Below are 25,523 nucleotides of genomic sequence, written 5' to 3'. Positions count from 1 at the left end.
CGCGTCACGAAGGGTCTTGGCGACCGAGTCAGCGAACCCGGATACCCATCCCCGCAACCGTCTCGGCGACCCCACCGCTCCCTAATCCGAAAGAGGCGCATAACCCCTGCTCCCTGAGGTGCGAGGAGCGCAAGCGACGAGCCACGAAGGGTCAGCGCACCGTGATCCCGAAGCCCGCCACCGTCTCGCCGATCACCGGGTAGCCCGGGACCTCGCCGACCACGAGCAGCCCGCCCGAGGTCTGTGCGTCCGCGAGGAACAGCAGGTCGTCCTCGGCGACACCGGAACCGACCGTGAGGTGCGGACGCACCCAGTCGAGATTGCGGCGGGTACCCCCGGACACGAAACCGTCCCGAAGTGCCTGCGCCGCCCCGTCGACCGCGGGCACCGAAGCGCGGTCGACTACCGCGCCGACCCCCGACGCGCGGCACAGTTTGTGCAGATGCCCGAGCAGGCCGAAGCCGGTCACGTCGGTCGCCGCGCGGACGCCGGCCGCGACCGCGGCGCTCGACGCATCGCGATTGAGCGTCGTCATCAGGGCGATCGCCTCGTCGAACACCTCGCCGGTCTGCTTGTGCCGGTTGTTCAACAGTCCGACCCCGATCGGTTTGGTCAGGGTGATCGGCAGCCCCGGCTCGGCCGCGTCGTTGCGCAACAACCGGCCGGGTTCGGCCACCCCTGTCACCGCCATGCCGTACTTCGGTTCCGGATCGTCGATGGTGTGCCCGCCGATCACCGGACAGGCGGCCTGCGCCCCGACGTCGAGACCGCCGCGCAGCACCTCGGTCATCAGCTCCATCGGCAGCACCTCCCGCGGCCAGCCGACCAGGTTGATGGCGACGACGGGGGTGCCGCCCATGGCATAGATGTCCGACAGCGCGTTGGCCGCGGCGATGCGGCCCCAGTCGTACGGATCGTCGACGACCGGGGTGAAGAAGTCGGCGGTGGAGAGCACCGCGACGTCGTCGCGGATACGCACTGCCGCGGCGTCGTCGCCGTCGTCGAGTCCGACGATGATGTCGTCGCCGACCTGGCCGGTGAGTCCCGCGACCGCCTGCTCGAGCTCGCCCGGCGGGATCTTGCACGCGCATCCACCACCGTGGGCGTAGCCGGTCAGTCGGATGGGTGTCTCGCTTCGCACGGTCACCGTGTCGAGGGTAGCCCTCCGGTAATCTCCGATGCTGTCCTCCGGCGATCGCTACCATCGGGCTCATGAGGCAAGCAGACGGCGAGTACTACGTCACGGCCGGCGAGCTGCAGGCGTTCTGGGAATCCGGTCACCACTACTGGTACATGCGGGAGGACGGGTCGACCGACCTGTACGCCGACGAACTCGATATCACCCACGGCTGGCCCATCTTCCTGATGAAGCGCGACGAGGAGTGGTTTGCGAAGTGGGACGGCGATTTTGAGCGTGCCGTCGATGACGATCTCAACCCGAAGTTGATCCGCCACTTCGAGGAACTCATCACCGAGGGCAACTGGCCGCACCGGCAGGACTGACCCGGCCGCACGTCGGATAGGTTGGGACCGCGTGGAGGCGTATGGGTCCTGGTGGGCTCCCCGGTCTTCAAAACCGAGGAGGTCGAGTATCTCGGCCTGGCGGGTTCGATTCCCGTCCGCCTCCGCCAGGGGGGTCGACCGTGACCCCCGCCGGCTGAGCCGGTGACGAGCGAAGCGAGAGCCACCCCCGCCGGCTGAGCCGGAGACGAGCGAAGCGAGAGCCCACCCCCCGCCGGCTGAGCCGGTGACGAGCGAAGCGAGGAGCCGTGTCGAAGCCCCCCGTCACCGATCCGCGCCGTCGAATTCCGCGAACCGACGCACTGTTGGCCCTGCCCGCGGTGTCCGCGGCGCGTGCACGACTGGGCGACACAGCGATTCGCGACATCATTCGCCAGGCCCAGGACGCGGCCCGCCGCGGCGAGACGCCACCGGATGACGTCGAGCGGATCGTCGTGGAATCGGTCAGCGCGTCGTATGCCTCGTCGATCCGCCCCGTGCTCAACGCCACCGGGGTCGTCGTGCACACGAACCTCGGGCGGGCACCGCTGTCACCCGCGGCGCTCGACGCCGTCGGCGCGGCGTCGGGTTACGTCGACGTGGAACTCGATCTCGAGTCCGGCACCCGGTCGAAGCGCGGGGCGGCCACCCGCAGCGCTCTCCTACGAGCCTGTCCCGCAGCGGAAGACGCGCTGATGGTCAACAACGGTGCGGCCGCATTGGTACTGGCGACGACCGCGCTGGCGGCCGGGCGTGCAGTCGTCATCAGTCGTGGCGAGATGATCGAGATCGGCGCAGGTTTCCGGCTCACCGAACTGATCGCGTCGACAGGCGCCCGGTTACACGAGGTCGGCACCACCAACCGCACCCACGCACGCGACTACGCCGACGCCCTCACCGACGACGACGTCGGAGCAATTCTCAAGGTGCATCCGAGCAACTTCCGGGTCGAGGGCTTCACCAGCGAGACATCGCTCTCCGAGCTGCGCGGCCTCGCCCGGGCGCACGGCGTGCCCGTCGTCGCCGACATCGGCAGCGGACTCCTGCAACCCGACCCGCTGCTGCCCGACGAACCCGACGCCACCACGACACTCGAATCCGGCGCCGACCTCGTCATCGCCAGCGGCGACAAACTCCTGGGCGGACCACAGGCCGGACTCCTCCTCGGCGATGGAGCGCTCGTTCAGCGTCTCGCGAAACACCCACTCGCACGGGCCGTTCGCGCGGACAAGCTGGCACTGGCTGCGATGGAGGCAACCGTCGGCGGGCCACGACCCCCCGTCTGGGAATACCTCCACGCCGATCCCGACAGACTTCGCGTGCGTACCGAATCCCTGGGCACGGCAGTCGGATTCCCGATCGTCGCCCATGACGGACGGGTGGGTGGCGGTGGCGCACCCGGCGTGCCGCTGCCGGGGTGGGCGGTGCGGCTTCCGGTCGCAACGGCCGCCCGCCTACGCGTCGGCGATCCGGCCGTCCTACCCCGCGTTCACGACGACGCGTGTCTGGTGGACCTGCGCTGCGTTCCCGAAGCCGACGACGTGCGGGTACTCGCCGCGATCCGACAGGCTCTGGGCGCGTCGTGAAGTCGCGCTCGTGAAGTACGTGGTGGCCACCGCCGGACACGTGGACCACGGGAAGTCCACACTGGTGCGTGCTCTGACCGGGATCGAGCCGGACCGATGGGAGGAGGAACGACGCCGCGGGCTGACGATCGACCTCGGTTTCGCCTGGACCACACTGCCTTCCGGTGCCGACGTGGCCTTCGTCGACGTCCCCGGCCACGAGCGGTTCATCCCGAACATGCTGGCCGGCCTGGGCCCGGCGCCCGTCGTCCTGTTCGTCGTCGCCGCGGACGAGGGATGGAGCGCCCAGTCCGACGACCACCGTGATGCCGTCGCCGCCCTCGGCATCGAGTACGGGCTGCTGGTCATCACCCGAGCCGACCGGGCCTCGCCCGACCGCGTTCGTGAAGTGATCGATCTGTCGCGTGATCGCCTCAGCCGCACCGGCCTTTCCGATGCGCCGGCGGTCGTGGTGTCGGCGCCCGATCGCGTCGGAATCGACGAACTGCGCACACGGCTCGACGCCGTCTTGGCCGGGACATCACCGCCGTCGACCTCGGGGCGTGTCCGGTTCTGGATCGACCGGGTCTTCACCCGCACCGGCGCCGGCACCGTCGTCACCGGCACCCTATCCGCCGGGACCATCTCGGTCGGCGACACCCTGGACCTGCTCACGGTTGACGGCCGCCGGCGACTCGATGTCCGTGGATTGCAGAGCGAGGGTGCAACTCTCACCAGCGCCGGCCCGGTCAGCCGAGTCGCGATCAATCTGCGCGGCGTCGGCGTCGACGACGTCTCGCGCGGCGACGCACTCGTGACGCCCGGAGCCTGGCACACCTCCGCAGTCGCCGATGTCCGGCGCGTGAGCGGCATGTCCTTCGAGGAGGCACCGGAACACCTCGTCGCACACATCGGCACAGCGGCGCTACCGGTTCGGTTGCGCCCCTTCGACGGCGACCACGCGCGTGTGACCCTCGCCCGTGCCGTGCCGATGTCGCGGGGCGATCGGGTGGTGCTCCGGGATCCCGGCCAACGGATTGTTGGCGGTGGCGTCGTGCTGCACCCCGATCCCCCGGCGCTGACCCGGCGCGGCGACGCAACACGGCGCGCTGCCTCGCTGGCGGCCATGTCCGACGGCGCCGGGGCCGCCGAAGAAGTGCATCGGCGTGGCGCGATGCGCGTCACCGATCTGACGCGACTCGGCCTGGTCGACGACGCCGAGCCCGCTCCCCACGGCGTACGAGTGATCGGCGAGTGGTGGGTCGCCGAAACCTCCCTCACCGCCTGGGCGGAACGGCTTCACGCCGCCGTCCGCGAACTACATCAACGGGACCCGTTGTCGGCCGGGCTCTCTGCGGCCGGCGCACCCGCGCTGCTCGGGCTCCCGGACACGACGCTGCTGGCGACCGTCATCTCGGAAGCCGGGCTGTCATCGTCCGACGGGCACCTGGCAATCCCGGGTCACAAGCCCTCCCTGGGTGATGCCGACGACGCGGTCAGCGCACTGGAGCGCCGGCTCGCCGACCACCCGTTCCGTGCACCCGAGGCCGATGACCTCACCGCACTCGGCTTGGGCGCCCGAGAACTCGCCGCCGCCGAGCGCACGGGCCGAATTCTCCGTTTGCGCGACGGTGTCGTGCTGTTGCCGACCGCCCCCGCCCTGGCGATGCGCATCCTCGCCTCGCTCGATCAGCCGTTCACCACCAGCGCCGCTCGTCAGGCGCTCGGAACCACTCGGCGCGTGGTCATTCCGCTACTGGAGTACCTCGACGCCCGCGGTTGGACCCGCCGTCTTGACGCCGGGCACCGGGAGGTCGTGCGCTGAGCAACGGGCGGTGGTCCTGTCGTACAGGTCGCCGTGTGAATCGCGGGAAGAGCTTCCGTCCGAGGCCCCTACCACACGACACCGACAAGTCGACATCAACGAATAGCATTGCACAGCAGTATGTTTGGCCTTGCCGCACGTCTGGATTGGTGTACACTCGAACCTACATTCGCAGCAACGGTTCTCGGAGGAGGTGACCGTCATGCCCAGCACCGCACACGTCGGTGGCGACTCGACAGCGCCGCAACCGCGTGCCGTTGAGTTGGTGGCCGATCTCCACCGCACCCTCGACAAATTGCAGACCGTGGATCTGTCGCCGTGTACCGATGCCGAACTCGCTGAGGTGGCCGCGGAGACCGAACGCGCCATCGCTCGTCTGACCGTCGCCGGGGACCGGCAGATCGATCAGGCCGTCGCCCGCGACCTGCCACGCAAGGCCGGCTGCCGCACCCTGATGCAGTTCATGACCCACCGGCTACGAGTGTCGAACCCGATGCGCCGCCGTAAGCATATGGACGCCACCGCCCACCGGACCAGCCTCGGCGGCGAGGTCCTCCCACCCGAATACCCCTGTCTCGCCGAAGCGTTCGCACAAGGCACGGTCGGCACCGCGCACGTCCAGGCCGCATTGGACGTCCTCGACCGCATCCCGGGCACCATCGACCACGACATCAAGGTCGCCGCTGAACGACAGATGGCCGAAATCGCCGAAGCCCACACGCCTGCCGAGATCACCCGGCTCGGCGCGCGGCTGCTCGCCCATCTCGACCCCGACGGCACCCTGGCCGACGACACCGACCAGAAACGACGCCGCGGCCTGTGGATCGGTCGGCAACGCGCCGACGGCACCGCCAAGATATCGGGCACCCTGACACCCGAACTCGTCGCCCGGCTGACGATGATGTTCGCCGTCTGGGGCAAACCCGGACTCAACAACCCCGACGACCCGCAGTCGCCTCGCGGACCGGCCGGCACCGCCGACCCCGACGCCCTGGCCTCGGCAGCCGACCGCGACGGCCGCACTCTCGCCCAGACCAATCACGACGCCCTCGACGCCGCACTGGCCGCAGGCTTCGCCGACGGAACACTGGGAACCTCGCACCGAGGCCTGCCCGTGCAACTGATCATCAAAGCCGACCTCTCCGACCTGACCCGCGAAGCCGGACTCGCCACCACCGCCACCGGAACCCTGCTGCCCATCCGGGACTTGATCGCGATGGCCGCCGACATGCAACCCTGGCTCGCGATCTTCAAAGACGCCACCACCGTCCCCCTGCACTTCGGACGGGGCAAACGCCTCGCCACCCGCGAACAACGCCTGGTCTCCTTCGCCCGACCCGACGGCGAGGTGTGCTCGGCTCCCGGGTGCGATCAGCCCGCCACCCAGGTCGAGCTTCATCACGCCGAACGAGACTGGGCCAAGGGCGGACTCACCGACATCGATGACCTCGCACCGGCCTGTCCCCGCCACAACCGCATGGTCGGCGACCAACCCGGCCAGTACACCACCCGGATCGTCCGGTCCGGGCCAGACGAAGGCCGCTGCGCCTGGCGACTCAACGTCGAACCCGGCGCACCGCCCAACCCCGAATACATCAACCGCCGACCCGACATACCCAAGCGGTTGCAGGCCCACCTGGCACAGGTGCGGCGAGAGATCCACGGACGCACCACGTCCGGCGACGAGCCACGCCCACATGACGCGCGCCGCTCATGGCTGAAAACCAGCCACGTCATCGACGTCCGACCACCCCGACCCGGACCACGCACGCCCCGGCCCTCCCTCGTCGAAGCACACCTCATGGAGTTACTCGCCACCTCGTGAAGTTCGCCGGCTCATCCGCGGTGGTCAGCGCGTGAGGACCACCTTGCCGATCGCCCCTCCGGATTCGGAGACTCGGTGCGCTGTACGAAGATTCTCGATCGTGAAACCAGCCAGTTCACGGTTGACAGTGCTGCGAATCTTGCCGGCGTCGACGAGTTCGGCGACCCGGCCGAGGATCTCGTGTTGTGAGTCGTCTTCCGGTGCGAACAACGGCTTGGAGAACATCAACTCCCAATGCCAACTCTGGCTCTTCTGCTTCAGCGGGAGGGTATCGAGACCTTCGGGCTCGTCAATGGCGACGACCTGACCGTGTACACCCATGATGTCGGCATAGGACTCGACATTTCCGTCCGAGTGGGGCGAGAAGATGTAGTCCACACCGCGCGGAGCGTATGCCCGCACGTCCTCGCGCAGGCGTCTCGGGTCGACGACGTGGTGGGCACCGAGTCCTCGCGCCCATTCCTGCGACTCAGGCCGTGACGCGGTTGCGATCACGGTGAGATCAGTCAGGGTCCGGGACAACTGAATGACCATCGAGCCGACGCCCCCGGCACCCGCCACCACGACGATCGTTCCCGAGTCCGCGGAATTGACCCGCAGCTTCTCGAACAACGACTCCCAGGCAGTGATCGTGGTCAACGGCAGTGCGGCAGCCGCGCCGAAGTCGAGGGACGACGGTTTGCGCCCGACGATCCGCTCATCGACAAGATGGAACTCGGCATTCGTTCCCGGCCGATCGATCGAACCGGCGTAGTAGACCTCGTCCCCGACGGCAAACCTCGACACCTCGTCGCCGATCCCGACGACAATCCCCGCCGCGTCGAATCCCAGAACACGCGGCGGATCGGAGTCACGCAGGCCTGCACGCACTTTGGTGTCCACCGGGTTGACCGAGACCGCGCGGACCTCGACGAGGAGATCGTGCGGACGGGGGGCCGGCACCGGCATTGTCGTCTCGGCGAACGCGCTCGGGTCCTCGACGGAGTTCGCAGCGACCGCGACCAGGGCTGTCATCTCTCGTGTCATGGCGCTAAGGTATCCCCACGACCCCAGTTACCCGCAAGGGCTCCTAGTATCCAATAGAAAGCATCGAGGCCAGCGCCATGTCACTACCGTCCCATCGCGGAGACGCCTACTCTGCGTCGTGTCCCTGCCGAGGGATGCTCGACCTTCTCGCCGACAAGTGGAGCGCCCTGGTCATCGGCGCCCTCCGCGATCGACCGATGCGGTTCGGAGAGCTCCGCGTGCGGCTGGACGGGATCAGCCCCAAAGTCCTCACGGCGACTCTGCGTCGGTTGGAGACAGCCGGGATGCTCACCCGCACCGTCTATCCGGCGGTCCCGCTGCACGTCGAATACGAACTGACGGAACTCGGGGTGGACGCCGCCGGGCCGCTGGACGCACTGCGCCTGTGGGTAGAGGACAACCTCGACCGCTTCCCACATCCGTAGCCGGCGCAGACAAAGGGACCCATCCCGAAGGATGGGTCCCTTTGTCATTCACTTGTCAGTCACGAACTCAGCCGAGTACCAACGACTCTCCGTCGGCACTGACGTTGACCGGCACGACGTCACCGTCGCGGATGTCGCCGGCGAGCAGCTGCTTGGCGAGCTGGTCACCGATGGCCTGCTGCACCAGGCGGCGCAGCGGGCGAGCACCGTACAGCGGGTCGAATCCGCGTGCGCCCAGCCATTCCTTGGCCTTGGTCGACACCTCGAGGTCGAGGCGACGCTGCGCGAGGCGCTTCTTGAGCTGGTCGAGCTGGATGTCGACGATCGACACCAGTTCCTCCGGGCTCAGGGCGTCGAAGATCACCACGTCGTCGAGACGGTTGATGAACTCCGGCTTGAACGCCGACCGCACCGCCATCATGACGTGATCCTTGTCGCCCCCCGCACCGAGGTTCGAGGTGAGGATCAGGATGGTGTTGCGGAAGTCCACCGTCCGGCCCTGACCGTCGGTCAGTCGACCTTCGTCCAGTACCTGCAGCAGCACGTCGAACACGTCCGGGTGAGCCTTCTCGATCTCGTCGAACAGGACCACCGTGTACGGACGACGCCTCACCGCCTCGGTCAGCTGGCCGCCGGCCTCGTACCCGACGTAACCGGGCGGAGCACCGACGAGCCTTGCCACGCTGTGCTTCTCGCCGTACTCGCTCATGTCGATGCGGACCATCGCCCGCTCGTCGTCGAACAGGAACTCGGCGAGCGCCTTGGCCAGCTCGGTCTTACCGACACCGGTGGGGCCGAGGAACATGAACGAGCCGAGCGGCCGGTTCGGGTCCGCGACACCGGCGCGGGCACGACGCACCGCGTCGGACACCGCCTGCACCGCATCCTTCTGACCGATGACCCGGTGTCCCAGTTCCTCTTCCATGCGCAGCAGCTTGGCGGTCTCGCCTTCGAGCATGCGTCCGGCCGGGATTCCGGTCCACGCCGACACGACCTGGGCCACGTCGTCGGGTCCGACCTCCTCCTGCAGCATCACGTCCTGAGAAGGATCCGTGCCGGTCTTCTCGATCGCGGCCTCGAGCTCCTTCTCCAGTCCGGGGACGCGACCGTACCGCAGCTCGGCGGCGCGTCCGAGATCACCGTCGCGCTCCGCGCGATCAGCCTCGCCGCGAAGCCTTTCCAGCTCCTCTTTGAGGTCTCGGACCGCGTCGATCGCGGTCTTCTCCGACTGCCACCGGGCGGAGAGCTCGTTGAGCTTCTCCTTCTGGTCGGCCAGCTCGGCGCGGAGCTTCTCGAGCCGCTCCTTCGACGCCGCGTCGGTCTCCTTCTGCAAGGCGACCTCCTCGACTTCGAGACGGCGGACGATCCGCTCGACCTCGTCGATCTCGACGGGGCGCGAGTCGATCTCCATCCGCAACCGCGACGCGGCCTCGTCGACGAGGTCGATGGCCTTGTCGGGCAGGAAGCGCGAGGTGATGTAGCGATCGGAAAGCGATGCGGCAGCGACCAATGCGGAGTCGGTGATGCGCACGCCGTGGTGCACCTCGTACCGGTCCTTCAGGCCGCGGAGGATGCCGATGGCGTCTTCGACCGACGGCTCGCCGACGTACACCTGCTGGAAGCGACGCTCTAGTGCGGCGTCCTTCTCGATGTACTTGCGGTACTCCTCGAGGGTGGTGGCACCGACCAGCCGCAGCTCACCACGGGCGAGCATCGGCTTGATCATGTTGCCGGCGTCCATCGCGGAATCGCCTGTCGCACCGGCTCCGACGATCGTGTGCAGCTCGTCGATGAAGGTGATGACCTGTCCGGCCGACCCCTTGATCTCGTCGAGCACGGCCTTGAGCCGCTCCTCGAACTCGCCGCGGTACTTCGCACCGGCGACCATCGAACCCATGTCGAGGGAGATGACGGTCTTGTTGCGCAACGACTCCGGCACGTCGCCGGCGACGATGCGCTGCGCGAGACCTTCGACGATGGCGGTCTTGCCGACGCCGGGCTCACCGATGAGGACCGGGTTGTTCTTGGTCCGCCGGCTGAGCACCTGCACGACGCGCCGGATCTCGGTGTCGCGGCCGATGACCGGGTCGAGCTTGCCCTCGCGGGCGGCCGCGGTCAGGTCGGTCGAGTACTTCTCGAGAGCCTGGTAGGTCGATTCGGGATCCTCGGAGGTGACCCGTGCGCTGCCGCGCACGGCGACGAACGCCTCGCGCAGAGCCTGCGGAGTCGCACCGAGGTTGTGCAGCAGTTTGGCGATGTCGGAATCACCGGTCGCCAGGCCGACGACGACGTGCTCGGTCGAGACGTACTCGTCGTCGAGCTCACCGGCCAGCTGCTGAGCTGCGGTGACGGCCGCGATCGATTCGCGGGATAGTTGAGGCGTCGAGCTGGCGCCGGACACCGTCGGCATGCGATCGACCAGAGCCTGGGCCTGCGCACGAACGCTCGACGGGTCCACGCCCACTGCCTTGAGCAGCGGCGACGCGATGCCGTCGGACTGATTGAGCAGTGCCACGAGGATGTGGGCCGGTCGCACGTCGGGGTTGCCAGCACTGGCCGCCGCCTGCACAGCAGAACTCAATGCTTGCTGCGTCTTGGTGGTGGGGGTGAAGCTGTCCACTCGCGTGCACCTTTCTCTTAAGTCCAACAGGCTCAAGTATGAGCCATACGCGGTCTACAACGCCAACATAGTTGAGTGCATTCCGCTCAAGCCTGAAGTTTCTGTGACATAGACCACTTGCTCCAGGATGTCGGGGGTTGGCGATCCCCCGCCCTCACAGCCGTCCAGGCTCGGGACCCGACGCCACAGACTCTCCGGAACGCGACAAACCGATCCGCAGTATTGAACGACGCACAAGTCGGGCGCCTATTCTTGAGCCCGATGTCACAGCTTTCACGCGACAAGAAGAAGCGCCGCGCCCAACGTAAGCGCAAACACGACTCCGGCAGTGGCAACCACTCCAACGTGGTACCGCTTTTCGGCACAGCAAGGCGACACGTTGCTCCCGAATCATTCAAGTCGTGGCTCCGCGATGAGGTCTTCCCCGGCGACGAGGAAGCTGTCACCCACATCGGGGCGTACGCGTTCATCGTGCTCGACGCCGTCGGGCAGACGAACCCCGGTTTCGATCCGCTCTCCTGGACTACCGACGACGTCGACACCATGGTGTCGATGCTCAACCACATCGAGTCGAACCAGCAGCAGGACGCCAAACCGCTCGCCATCGCGATCGAGACGCTGCGCCGCTACCTGGTCGAGACCGGCATGTGGCTCAGCACCGAATCCGTATCGGCCTATGCCGCCGAGCAGTTTGCCCTTGCCTCCGGGCTCGAGTTACGGACCACGACAATCGAGGAAGTCGACGAGGCCACCGAACGCGCTGCCCTCCTGGACACACAGCCCGTCCGGCGGGTCACCGAGCTGTTGGACTGGCTGGGTCCGCACCGCCCCACCACGCAGAGTCGGTGGCTCAAACCGGCCGAGGCCCGCGACCTCGCCCGCCGACTCGACATCGACTTCCCCGCTCACGTCAAGAGCATGAGCGACGTCGCGTCGTTACATCACCTGTGGGGCTTTGCCCAGGCCCTCGATATCGTCGAAGCCAATACCTCGAGCGCACGTCCCGGGCGCGCCGCCCATCTGTGGCGGGACGAGCCCCGGATCGACGTGCTGCGGGTGGGTCTCACCGCATGGGTTCGGTCCGGCTTTCCTCGGGAATACAACCCCGACATCGACTTCTCGTCGTCCTTGATCGGCGTGGTCATTAGCGGACTCGGCGATTCACCGCTGAGTATCGCCGAGATCAACGCCTGGGTCCCCAAACTCGGACTCAGCGAGTTCCTCGTCGAGGCAATCCATCGTCGGCTCGAGTTGTACATCGAAGAAGGCTGGCTGACGCTCGAGGGCGACAGGTACGTCGTTCCCGTCGCGTTACGCCCTGCCGTGGTATCTGCGCTCCCCCTGCCAGGACCTCCGCAGGACTAGACTTGGCCGGCGGCGCAGGGATCCGCTGACGTCCACAGTGCGCGATCGGTAACGGAATCCAGCACACATCCCGCACTCTGCACATCTGTTCGCGCAATATGGATTGAGTGACCACAGACAACTCCACCGGGCCGGTGATCTTCATCCTCTTCGGGTCGACGGGCGACCTCGCCAAGCGGATGGTCCTGCCGTCGCTGTACGAACTCCACCGGCGAGACCTGCTCCCCGACGGATGGCAGCTGATCGGCAACGGACGCGGCGACCGGACCGACGATGAATTCCGGCAACATGTGAAGGACGCGATCGAGGAGTTCGGTCCGGACGGGTCGGTGTCATCGGACGAATGGGAAGCGTTCGCCGAGACCATCCGCTTCGCCGGCGGCGGGTTCACCGTCGACGACCCCGGCCGTCTGCCAGAGGTGATCGACGCGGCCCGTGACGCCGTCGGCGACGGTGCTCAACTGGTCCACTATCTGGCCCTCCCACCGACCACCTTCGTCGACTACACGAAAGCCATTGCCGCGCACGATCTTGCGAAGGGATCCCGAGTCGTCTACGAGAAGCCGTTCGGTACGTCCCCCGACGGCTTCCGGACTCTCGACAAGGCGGTCCACGAATCCCTGGACGAGAAGCAGATCTACCGGATCGACCACTTTCTGGGGAAGGAGAGCACCCAGAACCTTCACGTCCTCCGTTTTGCCAACGGGTTGTTCTCGGGGGTGTGGAACCGCGAACACGTGGCAGAAGTCCAGATCGACGTCCCGGAGACCCTCGACATCGCCGACCGCGCCGCCTTCTACGACGCCACCGGCGCATTCCTGGACATGATCGTCACCCACCTGTTCCAGGTGGCGGCCGAAGTCGCGATGGAACCCCCGGTGTCGCTCGGCGCCGACGACCTGCTCGACGCGCGGGAGTCGGTCATCGCGGCGTTCCGGCCGCTGGACCCCACCGAGGTGGTCTTCGGCCAGTACGAGGGGTACCGCGACACCGACGGCATCCCCGCGGACTCCACCACCGAGACGTTCGCGGCAGTCCGCCTGTGGGTCGACACCAACCGCTGGCACGGCGTCCCGTTCCTGCTGCGGACCGGCAAGATGCTCGACCACAGCTCCCAGCGACTCAGCCTCGTGTTCCGCTCCCCCGCCGACGGTCCGCTGACCGATACCCCTGAGGACGGCACCGTGCTGACCTTCGATCTGGCCGGCGATGGTGCCATCGATCTGGCGGTCACCGTCAAGGAACCCGGTTCGGGCACCGACCTCTCCGTCGCCCACATGACCGAACAGCTCGACAAGGTGGCCGACGGCCTGTCGCCCTATGCCCGACTCATCGTCGACGTGCTGCGCGGCGATCGGTCGCTGTTCACCCGACCCGACGGCCTCGCGCATGTGTGGGAGGTGGCCGCACCGGTGCTGGCGAATCCGCCGGCGCCGCAACCGTATGCGGCTGGATCGACCGGCCCCGCGGCCGCCGACGACCTGTGCGGCGGGTCCGGCTGGATCTGAACGCGGACATGAGATCCGGTTGTGGTTTGTCCCGGTTACCGGCACAAAGCGCAACCGGATCCCGTGGCGCTCAGTTCAATCACCAAGCCGTCTATCGAGATTGATGGCCGCGCTGATGAGTGCGAGGTGGGTGAACGCCTGCGGCATGTTGCCGAGTTGTTCGCCGGTGAGTCCGACCTGCTCGGCATAGAGGCCGAGGTGATTGGCGTGGGTGAACATCTTCTCCAGCGCCAGCCGGGCGTCGGCCAGGCGGCCGACCCGGGTGAGTGCTTCGACATACCAGAACGAGCACAGGGAGAACGTCCCCTCGGCACCGTCGAGCCCGTCGTGCCCGCCGTCGGTGTCGTACCGGAACACCAGGGAGTCGCTCACCAGTTCTTCCTCGATCCGCTCGAGCGTGCGGAGGAACCGATCATCGGTGGGCGACAACAACTTCACGGCGGGGATGAGCAACAGCGCGGCGTCGAGCCGATCGGAGTCGAGCGTCTGGACGAAGGCCCCCACGTCATCGTTCCAGCCCCGCTCCATGATCTGCAGGAAGATGTCGTCGCGGGCCTTCATCCAACCGGCGACGTCGCCCGGTAGACCGCGCTGCCGACTCATCCGGATCATCCGCTCGAGGGCCACCCACGACATCACTCGCGAGTAGACGTAGTCCTGCGGCTTGCTCCGCACCTCCCAGATGCTCTGGTCCGGACGATCCCAGTTGTCGACGAGCCATCCGGCCACCGTGCACAGATGCGTCCAGGACCCATAGGAGATCCCCGGTCCGTACTTGTTGTACAAGTACACCGAGTCGATGAGCTCGCCGTAGATGTCCAGCTGGAGCTGGTCGGCGGCGGCGTTTCCGACCAATACCGGCGAGGTCTGACGGTAACCCTCCCAGTGGTCGAGTTCGGTCTCCTTCGGCGGCGGATCCCCGTCGACGGTGTACATCAACCGCAGCGGCCCCAGATCCCCCGCTTCATCGGCGCCATCGTCGAACCGGCAGGTCAGCCAGTCCATGAAGGCGCCCGCCTCGTCGGTGAAACCCAGCCGCAGTAGCGCGTAGAGCGTGAAGGCGGCATCGCGGATCCACACGTAGCGGTAATCCCAGTTCCGTTCGCCGCCGATCTCTTCGGGAAGCGCGGCGGTCACCGCGGACACCACCGCCCCCGACGGTTCGTGCGTGAGCAGTTTGAGCGTGAGCGCCGACCGGTGCACCATCTCCCGCCATCGGCCCGTGTAGGAGGAGCGCGAGACCCAGTCCTGCCAGAATGCGACCGTCGCGGCGACGACCGCGGGAGAACTGTCGTGGTCGAGCACTTCCGACCCGATGGGGTCGGGGGCGAGGACGAACGTCACGCACTGACCGGTCTCGACGGTGAAGTGGGCCTGTGCATCCCGGTCGTCGACGGTGTCGACATCGATCGTCGACGCGAGATGCAGCACCAGATCGTCGGTCTCGAAACGGAGTCGGCGTTCGTCCTCGACGACGACGGTGTGCGCCTGGCGCCCGTAATCGAACCGCGGCGCAACCGTCACGCGGAACTCCACGGAGCCGCGCACGCAGGAGACCCGACGGATGATCCGCGTGCGATGTTCAGGATCGTGCGGGCGCGCGATCGGCATGAGGTCCTGGACCTCGGCGACGCCGTCCTCGCTCAGGAAGCGGGTGACGAGCACGTTGGAGTCGGGGAGGTAGAACTGCCGCGTGGTGACCTCTCCGTCGATGGGTTCCACGGTCCAGGCACCGCCGCGGCGGGCGTCGAGCAACGAACCGAACACACTCGGCGAGTCGAACCGCGGACAACAGAACCAGTCGATCCGCCCGTCGACTCCCACGACGGCCGCGGTACGCAGGTCCCCGATGACACCGTGGTCGGCGATCGGCAGATAGTCACCGGTGGCGTCGGCCGTCGTCGCGCCGTCGCATCGAGCCGTCGCAGCCGCGTCCTCGCCTGATTCGGAAGGGGTGCTCATGCCGGCCATTCGGTGCCTGCCTGATCTCGGATGGGCGACCGGGTTCCCCAATACGCCGGTCTGAAACCCGCCGATACCGGACACTCGACAGCGATCGACCCTCGACGGAAGGACAACGGTGCCGACAAGCAGCGTGGACACGAGCATGACCGACGACGCCGCCAACGTCTTCGCCGACGCCAAGGCCTACGCCGACGAGCCGCGACTGAACGCCGCGATGGCCCACCTGCGGGCACACAATCCGGTACCGCGTGTCGACCACGGCCCCTACCGGCCGTTCTTCGCGATCACCAAGCACGCCGACATCATGGACATCGAGCGCGACAACAACCTGTGGCTGAGCGAACCGCGTCCGGTGTTGACCACCGCCGCCGCCGACGATGTGGCACGTGCTCAGCTGGAGTCCGGTGCCGGACTGCGCACCCTGATCCACATGGACGACCCGCACCACCGCAAGGTCCGCGCCATCGGCGCCGACTGGTTTCGTCCGAAAGCCCTGCGCGACCTACAGACCCGCGTCGACGAGCTCGCGAAGCGCTACGTCGACAGGATGCGCGACATCGGACCCGAGTGCGACTTCGTCGAGGAGATCGCGGTCGGCTTCCCGCTGTATGTGATCCTGTCGCTGCTGGGCCTCCCCGAGGAGGACTTCCCGCGGATGCATCAGCTCACGCAGGAGTTGTTCGGCGCCGACGACGTCGAATACCGGCGCGGAGCAACGCTCGAGGAGCGGATGGCGACACTGCTGGACTTCTTCGCCTACTTCAGCGAACTCACCGCATCACGCCGCGCGCACCCCACGGACGACCTGGCGTCCGCCATCGCCAACGGCCTCATCGACGGCGAGCCCCTGTCCGACGTCGACACCGCGTCGTACTACGTGATCGTGGCCAGCGCCGGGCACGACACCACCAAGGACGCCATCTCCGGCGGCCTCCGGGCGCTGATCGAGAACCCCGGTGAACTCGAACGACTTCGACGCGAGCCCGAACTCGTGGGGACCGCGGTCGAGGAGATGATCCGGTGGACCACACCGGTCAAGGAGTTCATGCGCACCGCTGCCGAGGACACCTCGGTGCGAGGTGTGCCCATCGCCAAGGGCGAATCCGTCTATCTCGCCTACACGTCGGGCAATCGGGACGAGGAGGTCTTCGACGACCCGTTCACCTTCGACATCGGCCGGTTCCCCAACAAGCATCTGTCGTTCGGCTACGGCGTCCACTTCTGTCTCGGCGCCGCTCTGGCCCGGATGGAGATGCGGAGCTTCTTCGCCGAACTGATCCCGCGGCTCGACTCCATCGAACTGGCCGGGACGCCAGAACTGGCCGCAACAGTGTTCGTCGGCGGTCTCAAGCACCTGCCGATCAGGTATTCACTGCGCTGAGCTGTCCTCGGATTCGCGCACCGGACAAGCGTTGTGGCGGAGCGTCATTCCGACAGTCGACAGACCGGGATCCCGATCGGTCGGCGATGCGCCAGGGGGCGGCACCTCGCTTACCATCGGGACTGTCCGGCCACCATCTCGAGGAGTAGTTGTGCACGAGCTCACGAAGGGCTCCAAGACCACCCTGAGTACGACCGCGCACCTCGTCGAGATCGCGAGCGCGTGGCCCGGCGACGTCGATCTCATCGCCGTGCTCCTGACGGCCGCCGACAAGGTCCGCACCGACGACGACCTGATCTTCTTCAACAACCCGAGTTCCTCCGGAGTCCGGCTCCGAGGGCCGAGTTCGTGTGCAGTCGACCTGACGTCGGTGCCCGCCGACGTCGAACGGATCGTCGTCGCGGCGAGTACCGAGGCGCAGCACAAGACATTCGAGCAGATCGGCTCGCTGACGGCGACCATCTCGGGTTCGGGCACGTGGACGTTCACGCCACCGGATCCCGGAACCGAGACCGTCCTGCAGCTGGTGGGGTTCTACCGCCGGAACGGACAGTGGAAGCTCGACGCGATCGGGCAGGGCTACAGCCAGGGGCTGGCGGCATTCGCCACCGACTTCGGGATCACCGTCGACGACGCACCGGAACAACCGCCCGAGACCACCGCTTCAACAACCGGCGCCCCGGTGAACGCTGTGCCGCAGCAGGTTCCGGAGTCGCCGCAGGAGGTTTCGGCAGCACCGCCGGCCAATCTTTCGAAGGTCAAGGTCTCCATCACGAAGGACTCCCGCGACAAGACCGCGTCGATCGACCTGCGCAAAGGGTCGTCGGACTGGGTTCTCACCGTGGGCCTCGAGTGGGACGGACGGGGCGCGGAGTACGGGGCCGACGGTCGGGTGACGAAGTACGGCAAGGGTGACCTCGACGTGTACTTCTTCTGCCGTGACGAGGTCGCTCATCGGTACGTGGTCATCAGTGGCGAGAAGGCGCATCGCGGCGATTTGCGGAGTTGGCCCTTCATCGAGCACCACGGGGACAGCCGCGGTCCAGGGCGAGGCAACAAGCCCGCCGTCGAGCAGGTCACGGTCCTGCCGAAGGAGAACGGCGATCTCCTCGTCAACGTCTACCAATCCGTCGACAACGGAGCCGGCGCGATCGACAAGTTCGGCAGGCCCAGAGTGGCGATTCGATACGGCAGACCGGGCAAGGACGGTCTGCCCGGGCCGGACAGCGACGAGATCCTCATCCATGTCGGCAACGGCAAGAACTCGTTCTGGGCGACGGTCGCACACATCGACGTGCAGGACGGTGTGTTGAAGGTCGACGGAACGACCCGCTACAGCAAGTTCTTCTCCGAGCGGATGCCCACGCTCGACCGCACCGGGAAGTGGGTGCGCAGCGCCAAGGAGGCGCCGACCGGACGCAGCAAGAAGAACAGCGGGTCCGGTCTGGACCGCTACGACGGTGAACTCTGACCGTCGAGAGGACCGATTCGGTTTCGGCTGTTCACCTTTCGACGGTCAGATCGACCCGCTCGTCGTAGAAGCAGATGAGGTCCCGGACGGGCTCGGCGTCGGTGAGCGGATCGGTGTAGGTCCATGCCACATCAGGGATGACCTCGTCGCCGACGACCGCCGACCAGTAGGTTGCCTCGCCCTTGTACGCGCAGACCGTGACCGTGTCCGACGGCACGAGCAGATCCGTACGGACGTCCTCGCGCGGCAGATAGTGTCGGGGCGGCAGGTGGGTTTCGAGCAGCAGGGTCGGGCGTCGGCTGTCCGCCAGGACCGATCCTCCCACCGTCACCACCACATGTCTGCCGGTGTCGAGGCAGTCGATGCGCTGGAACGGATCGTGCGGATGACCGACCGCCGTCTGTTCCTCTTCGCGCCACTCGTCGAAGCCCGACCAGTCCAGCAGGACGTGGCCGGCGAGATCGGCATCGTCCGGACGGAACGCGGCGCCGGCCAGCGTCCGTCCGCCGGCCACGAGGTCGAAGGTCGTACCGGGCGTAGTGTGCACTGCGAAGGGGTCGACCGGTGTCAGGATCGGTCCGTGGTCGTCGGCGGCGTCGACTGTCTGTGCATCGCTCAGCGGCGCAACGACATCGGAGACGGGCACCGCATAGCATCCGACGACCCGGTAGGGCTCCCAGACCTGGATGGCCCTCGTCGAGTCGACGACGACTTCTCCGTCGACCAGCGCGCGCACCCGTCGCCGCATGTCCGCCCAGCGCAGTGATCCCAGCTGGGACATCGTGAACTCATCCATCGACGTGGCCATGTGACCGATGGTCCTCCGGTCACGCCGCGCGCGCCAGGCCAGATCGGGCTTTCCGCAGTTCGCCGGTGGTGCTCGGTCAACCGTTCGGTGGGTAGCGGAGATTCGTCCACCTCAGCTCCGTGGAAGGGCAATATGCCCTTCGGCCATCGTCAGCTGGACGAGAATCTCGGAGCCGACGCCCCCCGGTAGGGACCGACGTCATGGGCGGGGACAGACCGCGCACGATCGACGTGCCCGACCGTCCGTCGTGGGCGGACATCTGGTGACGACGCCGTAAACACGCCCTAGCAGTAACCGCGTCGAGACTCCGCCGCACGGCTCGGCGAGACCAACCGGTGCGACGATGAGCAGATGACCAGCCGTCGGACACCCACCGCACCGGACCCGGCGCCGACGACGCCGCGTGGAATCACGCCCAACGCGACGAGACGGAAACCCAACGGCTGGATCGCAATTGGAATTCGCTCCTGCAGGAGCTCCGGGTCGTCCAGACCGGCGTGCAGATCCTGACCGGGTTCCTGCTGACCCTGCCCTTCCATGACGGTTTCGAAGAGCTCGGCGGCACGTTGCGAGTGATCTACCTGATCACGGTGTCGTGTGCCGTGGGCGCCGCGATCTCCCCGGCGGCGCCCGTGGCGCTGCACCGGGCCATGTTCCGTCAGCACCAGCTCGCACTGATCGTCACCTACGCGCACTACCTGTCTTTCGCCGGCCTCACCCTGCTCGGCCTGGCGCTGTCCGGTGCGATCACCGTCGTCTACGGAGCGACCGCCGGGCCGATTCCGTCGGCGGTCGCGCGCATCGTCACCCTCATGGCGTTCTCCCTTGCGTGGCTGATCGTGCCGCTGTGGATCCGCGCGGTGACCGGCGCACGGGAGTCCGTCGACGAACCCTGCCGTTGACAGCATTCCCCCGCCGCGGTACGCAGACGACGTGACCCTCGCGCCGAGTTTCATCGAAGAACCCTGCCGTTGACAGCATTCCCCCGCCGCGGTACGCAGACGACGTGACCCTCGCGCCGAGTTTCATCGAAGAACACTTCGACCAGGTGACCGTGCTCGCGTCGGCGCATGGCGGTGCGTTTCCTTACGGCAACACGGTCGTGGTCCGCGGCTCCGCCGGGACCCTGGTGGTCGATCCCTCCCTCGAGGTCGACCACGACCCGGTGCAACCCGACGCGGTGATGATCAGTCACGCACACGAGGACCACATCGCCGGCCTCCGGTACTTCTCCGCGGACAAGTTCGCCCATCACGCCGACGTCGATGGCGTGCGATCCCTGCAGGTCCTTCTCGACAACTACGGACTGACCGACGAGGAGAGGGCCGGCGTCGACGCCCAGATCGGCGACACCTTCCGGTTGACGTCCGGCTTCCCCGAGGCCGCCGGGGTCGAGGACGGACACGCCTTCGAACTCGGCGGGGTCACCGCGACGGTCGTCCACCTGCCCGGGCACACCGCCGGGCATTCCGGCATCCTCGTCGAACCCACGGGCTTTCTCTATCTCGCCGACATCGACCTCACCTCGTTCGGACCGATGTACGGCGACCTGGGGAGCAGCGTAGACGACTATCTCGCGTCGATTGCGCGAGTACGCGACATCGATGCCCGCTGGTACGGCACCTTCCATCAGAAGGGCGTGGTCACCGGCGCCGACGAATTCCGATCACGTCTCGCCGACTACGAGGCCGTCATCCATCGACGCGAGGAACGCCTGCTGGAGTTGCTGCGCCGCCCACTCACGGTCGAGGGGATCGCCACCGAGCGGCTGGTGTATCGCCCGCATGTCCAGCTGCCCTTCGTCGACGCGGTGGAGAAACGGACAGCCGAACTCCACCTCGAACGGCTCGTGCGCCACGGCCAGGTCACGCGTTCCGAGGACGGCGTCTACCACCGCTCGTAGGGCGGTCGTCCCGCTCCGCGACGTTTACCGAATGTCCGGTTCGGACACCCTCGGTGTGTCAGCGACACAGCGAGAGTGAGGAGCGAGTAGTGCACACCGACACCACCCGCGCAGACACCTGGGATTTCGGTCTGGACAGCGCCATCCCCGACCTCGGAGACCCCGGCGACGTCGAGATCACGTCGACGGATTTCAGCGACACGTACTACGACACCGAGGACCGGGACCTCCTCGCGCACGGCACCACGGTCGTCTACGTCGACGGGGACGAGCGTCCGGCCGGCTGGCGGGTCGTCACCCCCTCCCCCGCTGAGGCCATCACCGAACGAATCGACGCCCCCTCGACGGCCGTCCCGCCGACGATTGCCGATGCCCTCTGGGGGCTGAGCGGCGGCAAACCGCTTCGCGTCGCGGCGATCGTCCACACGCACCGAACCCGCCACCGCCATCTCGACGCGAACGGTGAGACCGACTACGAGGTGATCGACGACACCGTCTCCGCCACCGCCACCGGCCCGGTCGCCACCGCCACGTCCTGGCGCGAGGTCGCGGTGCGCTCCGCGTCGAAGGATGCGGTGCCCAAGGGTGTACGCAAACGGATGGTCGGGGCCGGCGCGCGTCCGGCGTCGGCGTCGTCGACGTACGAGCGCGCCATCGGTCACGAGGCACCGCACCGAGCCGGATCGGCGTCGCCGGCCGCTGCCGCCGCACTGGACTACGTCCACGAGCAGATCGCGACCATCTTCGCCGGCGATGTCGCGCTGCGTCGCGGTGAGAACCCGGTGCACGGCGTTCGCGTCGCCATCCGCCGTCTCCGGAGCACGCTGCGGACCGCGGCACCGCTGTTCGAGCCGAGCGGCCTCGTGAGACTCGACGACGAACTGCGGTGGTTCGCAGGGGTTCTCGGCGAGGTGCGCGACCGGGAGGTCCTGCGCGCACGATTCGCCACCGCCCTCGCCGAACTGCCCGACGAGCTCGTGCTCGGACCGGTTGCGGCGCGGATCGAGGAGGAACTCTCCGCTCAGCAGCACCACCATCGCGAGAACGTCGCCGCCGAGATGACAGCGGACCGGTATCGCCGGCTGCTGTCGACCCTCACGACCTGGAACGAGGCAGTCCCGCTCGTCGATGACCAGATCTCGAAGAAGCAGGTCCGTCAGATCGCCACCCGCGCGGCGCGCAAGGCGGACAAGCGGTTGAAGCAAGCCCTCGCCTCCGGGCACGAGGAGGATCTGCATCGGGCGCGCAAGGCGGCCAAGCGCGCCCGTTACGCCGGTGAGCTGGCCACGCCCGTCGTCGGGTCGATCGGTCGTGCGCAGGCCAAGCGCTACAAGAAGATCCAGACCGTCCTGGGGGAACACCAGGATGCCGCCGTTGCCGCCCGCGCCCTGCGGGAACTGGGCGCCGCCGCGGGAATCCGCAAGGGAGAGAACGGTTTCACCTACGGCATCCTGTATCAGCGCGAGCTCCACGCGGCCGCCGCGGCCCGCGACGCCGTTCTGTCCGGAAAGAAGTGATCGCCCGTTCAGCTCGACGTGTCGAGGATCGCGCGCCGTAACTCGGTGTGATCGTCGAAGAACGACGTCTCGGTCCCGTACCTGCGGAAGGTGTCGCTGCCCCGGCCGGTGACCACGACCACGTCGCGGTCACCGGCCATGGACGTGGCCGTCGAGAATGCGCTCCGCCGGTCGGGTTCCTCGATGACGACCGCCGACGCCTCCCGGTGCGCGCCGCGCAGCACACTGGCCCTGATCTCGCCGGAGTCCTCGTCCTCGGGGCTCTCGTCGGTGACGATCACGACGTCCGCGTAACGCGCCGCGACCTGTCCCAGTGGTTCTCGTTTCCCTGGATCGCGTCCGCCGGTTGCCCCGACCACGGCGATGAGCCGACCGTCCTCCGTCAACGACCTCAGGTAGGGGAACATCGCGTGTTGTCCCGCCGTGTTGTGCATGTAGTCCACGATCGCGCGATACGGCTGTCCGGCATGCACGGGTTCGCACCGTCCGGCGATGCCGGTCACCGAGGAGACGCCCTCGGCCGCAGCGGCGAGGTCGACGCCGTCTGCCACCACGGCGGTGAGCGCCAGTAGAGCGTTGCCGACCTGGTGAGGCCCCAACACCTGCAGCCCGACCCGGGATCGCCCGTGTGGCGTGTGGACGGTGAACTCGGCGCCGAGACGCCCGGCCCGGATATCGGTGGCGACGACGTCGGCGTCCGTGCGTCGAGTCGAGCACGTCCAGGTCTCCGTCGTGGTCCCGGCAGCCAGACGCACACCCCAGTGGTCGTCGATGTCGACCACCGCGATCTGCGTCCGCTCCGGTGTGAACATCGCGGCCTTGGTCGCGAAGTAGCCCTCCATCGACTCGTGATAGTCGAGATGGTCGTCGGACAGGTTGGTGAACGCCATCACGCGGAATGCGGTGCCGTCGACCCTTCCCTGATCGATCGCATGCGAGGAGACCTCCATCGCGCAGCAGGTGACGCCGTGGCGTCGGAAGGTCGCCAGGGTCCGCTGCAGCATGGGCGCCTCCGGCGTCGTGCGGGCGGGGACGACGTCGTACCCGGGGCCCCGGACCCGCGCACCGGAGATGAGCCCGCCCGCCTCCCCGGTCGCCGCGAGGGCCGCATCGACGAAGTGGGTCGTGCTGGTCTTGCCGTTCGTGCCGGTGACACCGAAGATCCGCAGATCACGTGACTATTCACCGTGGAACCACGAGGTCAGCGGCCCCATGATGCGGCGAGGTTCGTCGACGACCAGAGAAGGCAGGACCGACGACGGGCGGTCGCTGATCACGAGGACGGCACCGGCCGCGGCCACGTCGCGCTCGAAGTCGAGTCCGTGCCAGCGGCGGCCCGGGATGGCCAGGTACGCGTCTCCGGGACGGATCGTACGGGAATCGTCGTCGATGTCGCGGACCACCGTCGACCCGGCTGTGAGGTCGCCGAGGATGGCGGTGTCGAGGTGGTCGGCGATCTGCGCGACCGTCACTCCGGATCCCAGGTCGGGGTCCGCCTGGCGAACACTCCGCTCCGGGTCCATCGCCGCGAGGTACCCGTGGCGAGGGCGAATCCAAACCTCGACGTACGGTCCGGCCGGCCCGACGCAGGCCCGATACCACACAAATCTCGGCAAACGGTCATAGCGCACGCCCGCATTGGCCGCTGTGACGCGGCTCACAATCTGTAGAACCCGCTGTGGCTCAACGTGTTCGAGTCGGCGCGACTGGTTGATTCACACCGGGGTGTTACATCTGCCCTCGTCGTGGCAACACTCGGGGTGTAGCCGATCCAACCCGTTCAAGAGGGGAGCAAGAACCGATGACCGTTTCCACCACCACCGTTCACCAGCAACTTCGCGCGATCCTCGCATTGACGCACACCGAGATCCAGATCGCCGAGACCCGGCAGGCCCAGGCCCGTACCGATGCGATCCGCAAGGAACTGGCCCAGAACGCCGAGAACGCCCGCGAGCGCGCACTCACCATCGAGACCGCCCTGCGTGACCGCGGCGGACTCGTCGATGTCGTCCGGCCGGTACTCGGCCGTGTCGGTGCCGTCGCCAAGACGCTGGCCGAGCAGACCCAACCGCTGGACGAGGCCCTGCTCGACGACCTCGCACTAGAGCAGCGGCTCGTGGCACGCGCCACGTACCTGAAGGCACTGGCCACCGGTCAGGATGACCAAGCACTCGTCGGCCTGGCCGACAAGCTCATCGACGCCCACACGGCGACCGTCCACTGGCTCACGACGGTTCTCGCCGAAGAGGCTCTCGGCGGCCCGGCCGCCCTGCGTCGCGGCCCGTCGCAGTGGGCGAGCGGCCTCGCCGCGCGCGCCTTGACCGCCCCGGCGCTCGGCGCATCGTGGGCGATCGACCGCACCGCCGAGTTCGCCCGCCAGCTCCCCGACCCCGTGGAGACCCTGCGCAGCCGGTTCGGACGAGCAGTCGACGACGCGACCGAGACCGCCTCGCGAGCCGGTGACGCCGTCAGCAACGCCGGTGCCGCGGTCTCGAAGACCGTGGCCGCCGGCCGTGACGCCGCCCTCGAGGCAGTCGAGGACAGTGCTCGCGACAGCGGTGCCGAGGGTGCCGCCGACGCGCTCCACCAGCTCCGCGAGATCACCGGAACCGTTGAGGCGGAAGACCTCCCGATCGAGGGCTACGTCGATCTCAACGTCACCGACGCGGTGGCCGCGGTCAAGGAGTTGACCAAGCCGGCCGACCTGCGGGTCACCCTCGCCTACGAGGAGGCGCACAAGAACCGCCAGCGCGTGGTCTCCGCGGTCGAGATCCGCTTCGCCGAGATCGCCAAGGACCTGGTCGGCATCGACAGCTGAT

The 25,523-nt window shown here is 67.5% G+C and carries 19 protein-coding genes, 1 tRNA gene and 1 pseudogene; 14 read left to right on the top strand and 7 right to left on the bottom strand.

Translation table 11 applies throughout. The features are described 5' to 3' along the window. Window positions 1-151: 151 nt before the first annotated feature. The gene (selD, locus tag M4D77_RS17175; RefSeq protein ID WP_374100851.1) at window positions 152-1,141 is read right to left on the bottom strand and encodes a selenide, water dikinase SelD; all 990 of its coding nucleotides are present in this window, start codon (window positions 1,139-1,141) and stop codon (window positions 152-154) included. Between the two features lie 71 nt (window positions 1,142-1,212). On the opposite strand from selD, the gene M4D77_RS17170 reads away from it, so the two are divergent. The 5 genes from M4D77_RS17170 (at window position 1,213) to M4D77_RS17150 (ending at window position 6,715) form a co-directional block, all read left to right on the top strand. Next, the gene (locus tag M4D77_RS17170) at window positions 1,213-1,503 is read left to right on the top strand and encodes a hypothetical protein (RefSeq protein WP_137810378.1); all 291 of its coding nucleotides are present in this window, start codon (window positions 1,213-1,215) and stop codon (window positions 1,501-1,503) included. A 33-nt stretch (window positions 1,504-1,536) separates the two neighbouring features. Then, window positions 1,537-1,631, top strand: a tRNA-Sec gene (locus tag M4D77_RS17165). Between the two features lie 138 nt (window positions 1,632-1,769). Beyond that, window positions 1,770-3,086: an L-seryl-tRNA(Sec) selenium transferase gene (selA, locus tag M4D77_RS17160; RefSeq protein WP_068971196.1), complete on the top strand. Its 1,317-nt coding sequence runs from the start codon at window positions 1,770-1,772 to the stop codon at window positions 3,084-3,086. Window positions 3,087-3,096: 10 nt separating this feature from the next. Further along, complete coding sequence (gene selB / locus M4D77_RS17155; protein WP_068971197.1) at window positions 3,097-4,890, top strand: selenocysteine-specific translation elongation factor; 1,794 nt, start codon at window positions 3,097-3,099, stop codon at window positions 4,888-4,890. A 202-nt stretch (window positions 4,891-5,092) separates the two neighbouring features. Beyond that, window positions 5,093-6,715 (top strand): HNH endonuclease signature motif containing protein, encoded by a 1,623-nt coding sequence (locus M4D77_RS17150; RefSeq protein WP_205333958.1) that lies wholly within the window; start codon window positions 5,093-5,095, stop codon window positions 6,713-6,715. A gap of 24 nt (window positions 6,716-6,739) precedes the next feature. On the opposite strand, the gene M4D77_RS17145 is transcribed toward M4D77_RS17150, so the two are convergent. After that, window positions 6,740-7,741, bottom strand: coding sequence for a zinc-binding alcohol dehydrogenase family protein (locus tag M4D77_RS17145; RefSeq protein ID WP_223258838.1), 1,002 nt, complete (start codon window positions 7,739-7,741; stop codon window positions 6,740-6,742). A gap of 134 nt (window positions 7,742-7,875) precedes the next feature. Between M4D77_RS17145 and M4D77_RS17140 the strand changes: the two genes are divergently transcribed. Continuing rightward, window positions 7,876-8,166 carry a helix-turn-helix domain-containing protein gene (locus M4D77_RS17140; RefSeq protein WP_139115427.1) on the top strand — a complete coding sequence of 97 codons (291 nt, stop codon included), beginning with the start codon at window positions 7,876-7,878 and terminating at the stop codon, window positions 8,164-8,166. Between the two features lie 67 nt (window positions 8,167-8,233). Here M4D77_RS17140 and clpB read toward each other — a convergent pair whose 3' ends face one another. Beyond that, window positions 8,234-10,786, bottom strand: coding sequence for an ATP-dependent chaperone ClpB (gene clpB / locus M4D77_RS17135; protein ID WP_068970187.1), 2,553 nt, complete (start codon window positions 10,784-10,786; stop codon window positions 8,234-8,236). A gap of 261 nt (window positions 10,787-11,047) precedes the next feature. Between clpB and M4D77_RS17130 the strand changes: the two genes are divergently transcribed. Then, window positions 11,048-12,151, top strand: a complete 1,104-nt coding sequence (locus M4D77_RS17130) for a hypothetical protein (RefSeq protein ID WP_068970186.1) — start codon at window positions 11,048-11,050, stop codon at window positions 12,149-12,151. A gap of 107 nt (window positions 12,152-12,258) precedes the next feature. Beyond that, window positions 12,259-13,659, top strand: a complete 1,401-nt coding sequence (locus M4D77_RS17125) for a glucose-6-phosphate dehydrogenase (NADP(+)) (RefSeq protein ID WP_068970185.1) — start codon at window positions 12,259-12,261, stop codon at window positions 13,657-13,659. A 75-nt stretch (window positions 13,660-13,734) separates the two neighbouring features. On the opposite strand, the gene M4D77_RS17120 is transcribed toward M4D77_RS17125, so the two are convergent. Continuing rightward, window positions 13,735-15,630 carry a glycoside hydrolase family 15 protein gene (locus tag M4D77_RS17120; protein WP_065631421.1) on the bottom strand — a complete coding sequence of 632 codons (1,896 nt, stop codon included), beginning with the start codon at window positions 15,628-15,630 and terminating at the stop codon, window positions 13,735-13,737. A gap of 136 nt (window positions 15,631-15,766) precedes the next feature. Between M4D77_RS17120 and M4D77_RS17115 the strand changes: the two genes are divergently transcribed. Both M4D77_RS17115 and M4D77_RS17110 read left to right on the top strand, forming a co-directional pair. Then, window positions 15,767-17,005, top strand: a complete 1,239-nt coding sequence (locus M4D77_RS17115; RefSeq protein ID WP_065631449.1) for a cytochrome P450 — start codon at window positions 15,767-15,769, stop codon at window positions 17,003-17,005. Window positions 17,006-17,156: 151 nt separating this feature from the next. Continuing rightward, the gene (locus M4D77_RS17110) at window positions 17,157-18,476 is read left to right on the top strand and encodes a TerD family protein (RefSeq protein WP_065631422.1); all 1,320 of its coding nucleotides are present in this window, start codon (window positions 17,157-17,159) and stop codon (window positions 18,474-18,476) included. 31 nt (window positions 18,477-18,507) lie between these two features. Here the strand turns inward: M4D77_RS17110 and M4D77_RS17105 are convergent, their stop codons facing one another. Further along, entirely contained in the window at window positions 18,508-19,284 is a 777-nt protein-coding gene (locus M4D77_RS17105) for a DUF427 domain-containing protein (RefSeq protein WP_065631423.1), read from the bottom strand. Window positions 19,285-19,643: 359 nt separating this feature from the next. Between M4D77_RS17105 and M4D77_RS17100 the strand changes: the two are divergent. The 3 genes and pseudogenes from M4D77_RS17100 to M4D77_RS17090 form a co-directional block, all read left to right on the top strand. After that, window positions 19,644-20,186: pseudogene (locus M4D77_RS17100) on the top strand (DUF6328 family protein); the annotation flags it as partial. A gap of 104 nt (window positions 20,187-20,290) precedes the next feature. After that, the gene (locus M4D77_RS17095; RefSeq protein WP_068970182.1) at window positions 20,291-21,187 is read left to right on the top strand and encodes an MBL fold metallo-hydrolase; all 897 of its coding nucleotides are present in this window, start codon (window positions 20,291-20,293) and stop codon (window positions 21,185-21,187) included. An 89-nt stretch (window positions 21,188-21,276) separates the two neighbouring features. Beyond that, on the top strand, window positions 21,277-22,704 hold the full coding sequence (locus M4D77_RS17090; protein WP_259936779.1) for a CHAD domain-containing protein: 1,428 nt from the start codon (window positions 21,277-21,279) through the stop codon (window positions 22,702-22,704). Window positions 22,705-22,712: 8 nt separating this feature from the next. On the opposite strand, the gene M4D77_RS17085 is transcribed toward M4D77_RS17090, so the two are convergent. Together M4D77_RS17085 and M4D77_RS17080 are read right to left on the bottom strand one after the other, a co-directional pair. Next, window positions 22,713-23,867, bottom strand: a complete 1,155-nt coding sequence (locus tag M4D77_RS17085) for a Mur ligase family protein (RefSeq protein ID WP_223258839.1) — start codon at window positions 23,865-23,867, stop codon at window positions 22,713-22,715. 15 nt (window positions 23,868-23,882) lie between these two features. Then, complete coding sequence (locus M4D77_RS17080; protein ID WP_223258837.1) at window positions 23,883-24,176, bottom strand: Mur ligase domain-containing protein; 294 nt, start codon at window positions 24,174-24,176, stop codon at window positions 23,883-23,885. A 329-nt stretch (window positions 24,177-24,505) separates the two neighbouring features. Between M4D77_RS17080 and M4D77_RS17075 the strand changes: the two genes are divergently transcribed. After that, entirely contained in the window at window positions 24,506-25,522 is a 1,017-nt protein-coding gene (locus M4D77_RS17075; RefSeq protein WP_065631427.1) for a hypothetical protein, read from the top strand. Window position 25,523: the final 1 nt, after the last annotated feature.

The organism is Gordonia sp. p3-SID1431, assembly GCF_025143765.1.
GTDB classification, from domain to species: domain Bacteria; phylum Actinomycetota; class Actinomycetes; order Mycobacteriales; family Mycobacteriaceae; genus Gordonia; species Gordonia hongkongensis.
Note: the sequence above shows the minus strand (reverse complement) of the source record. Positions and strands in the feature narration are given on the sequence as shown.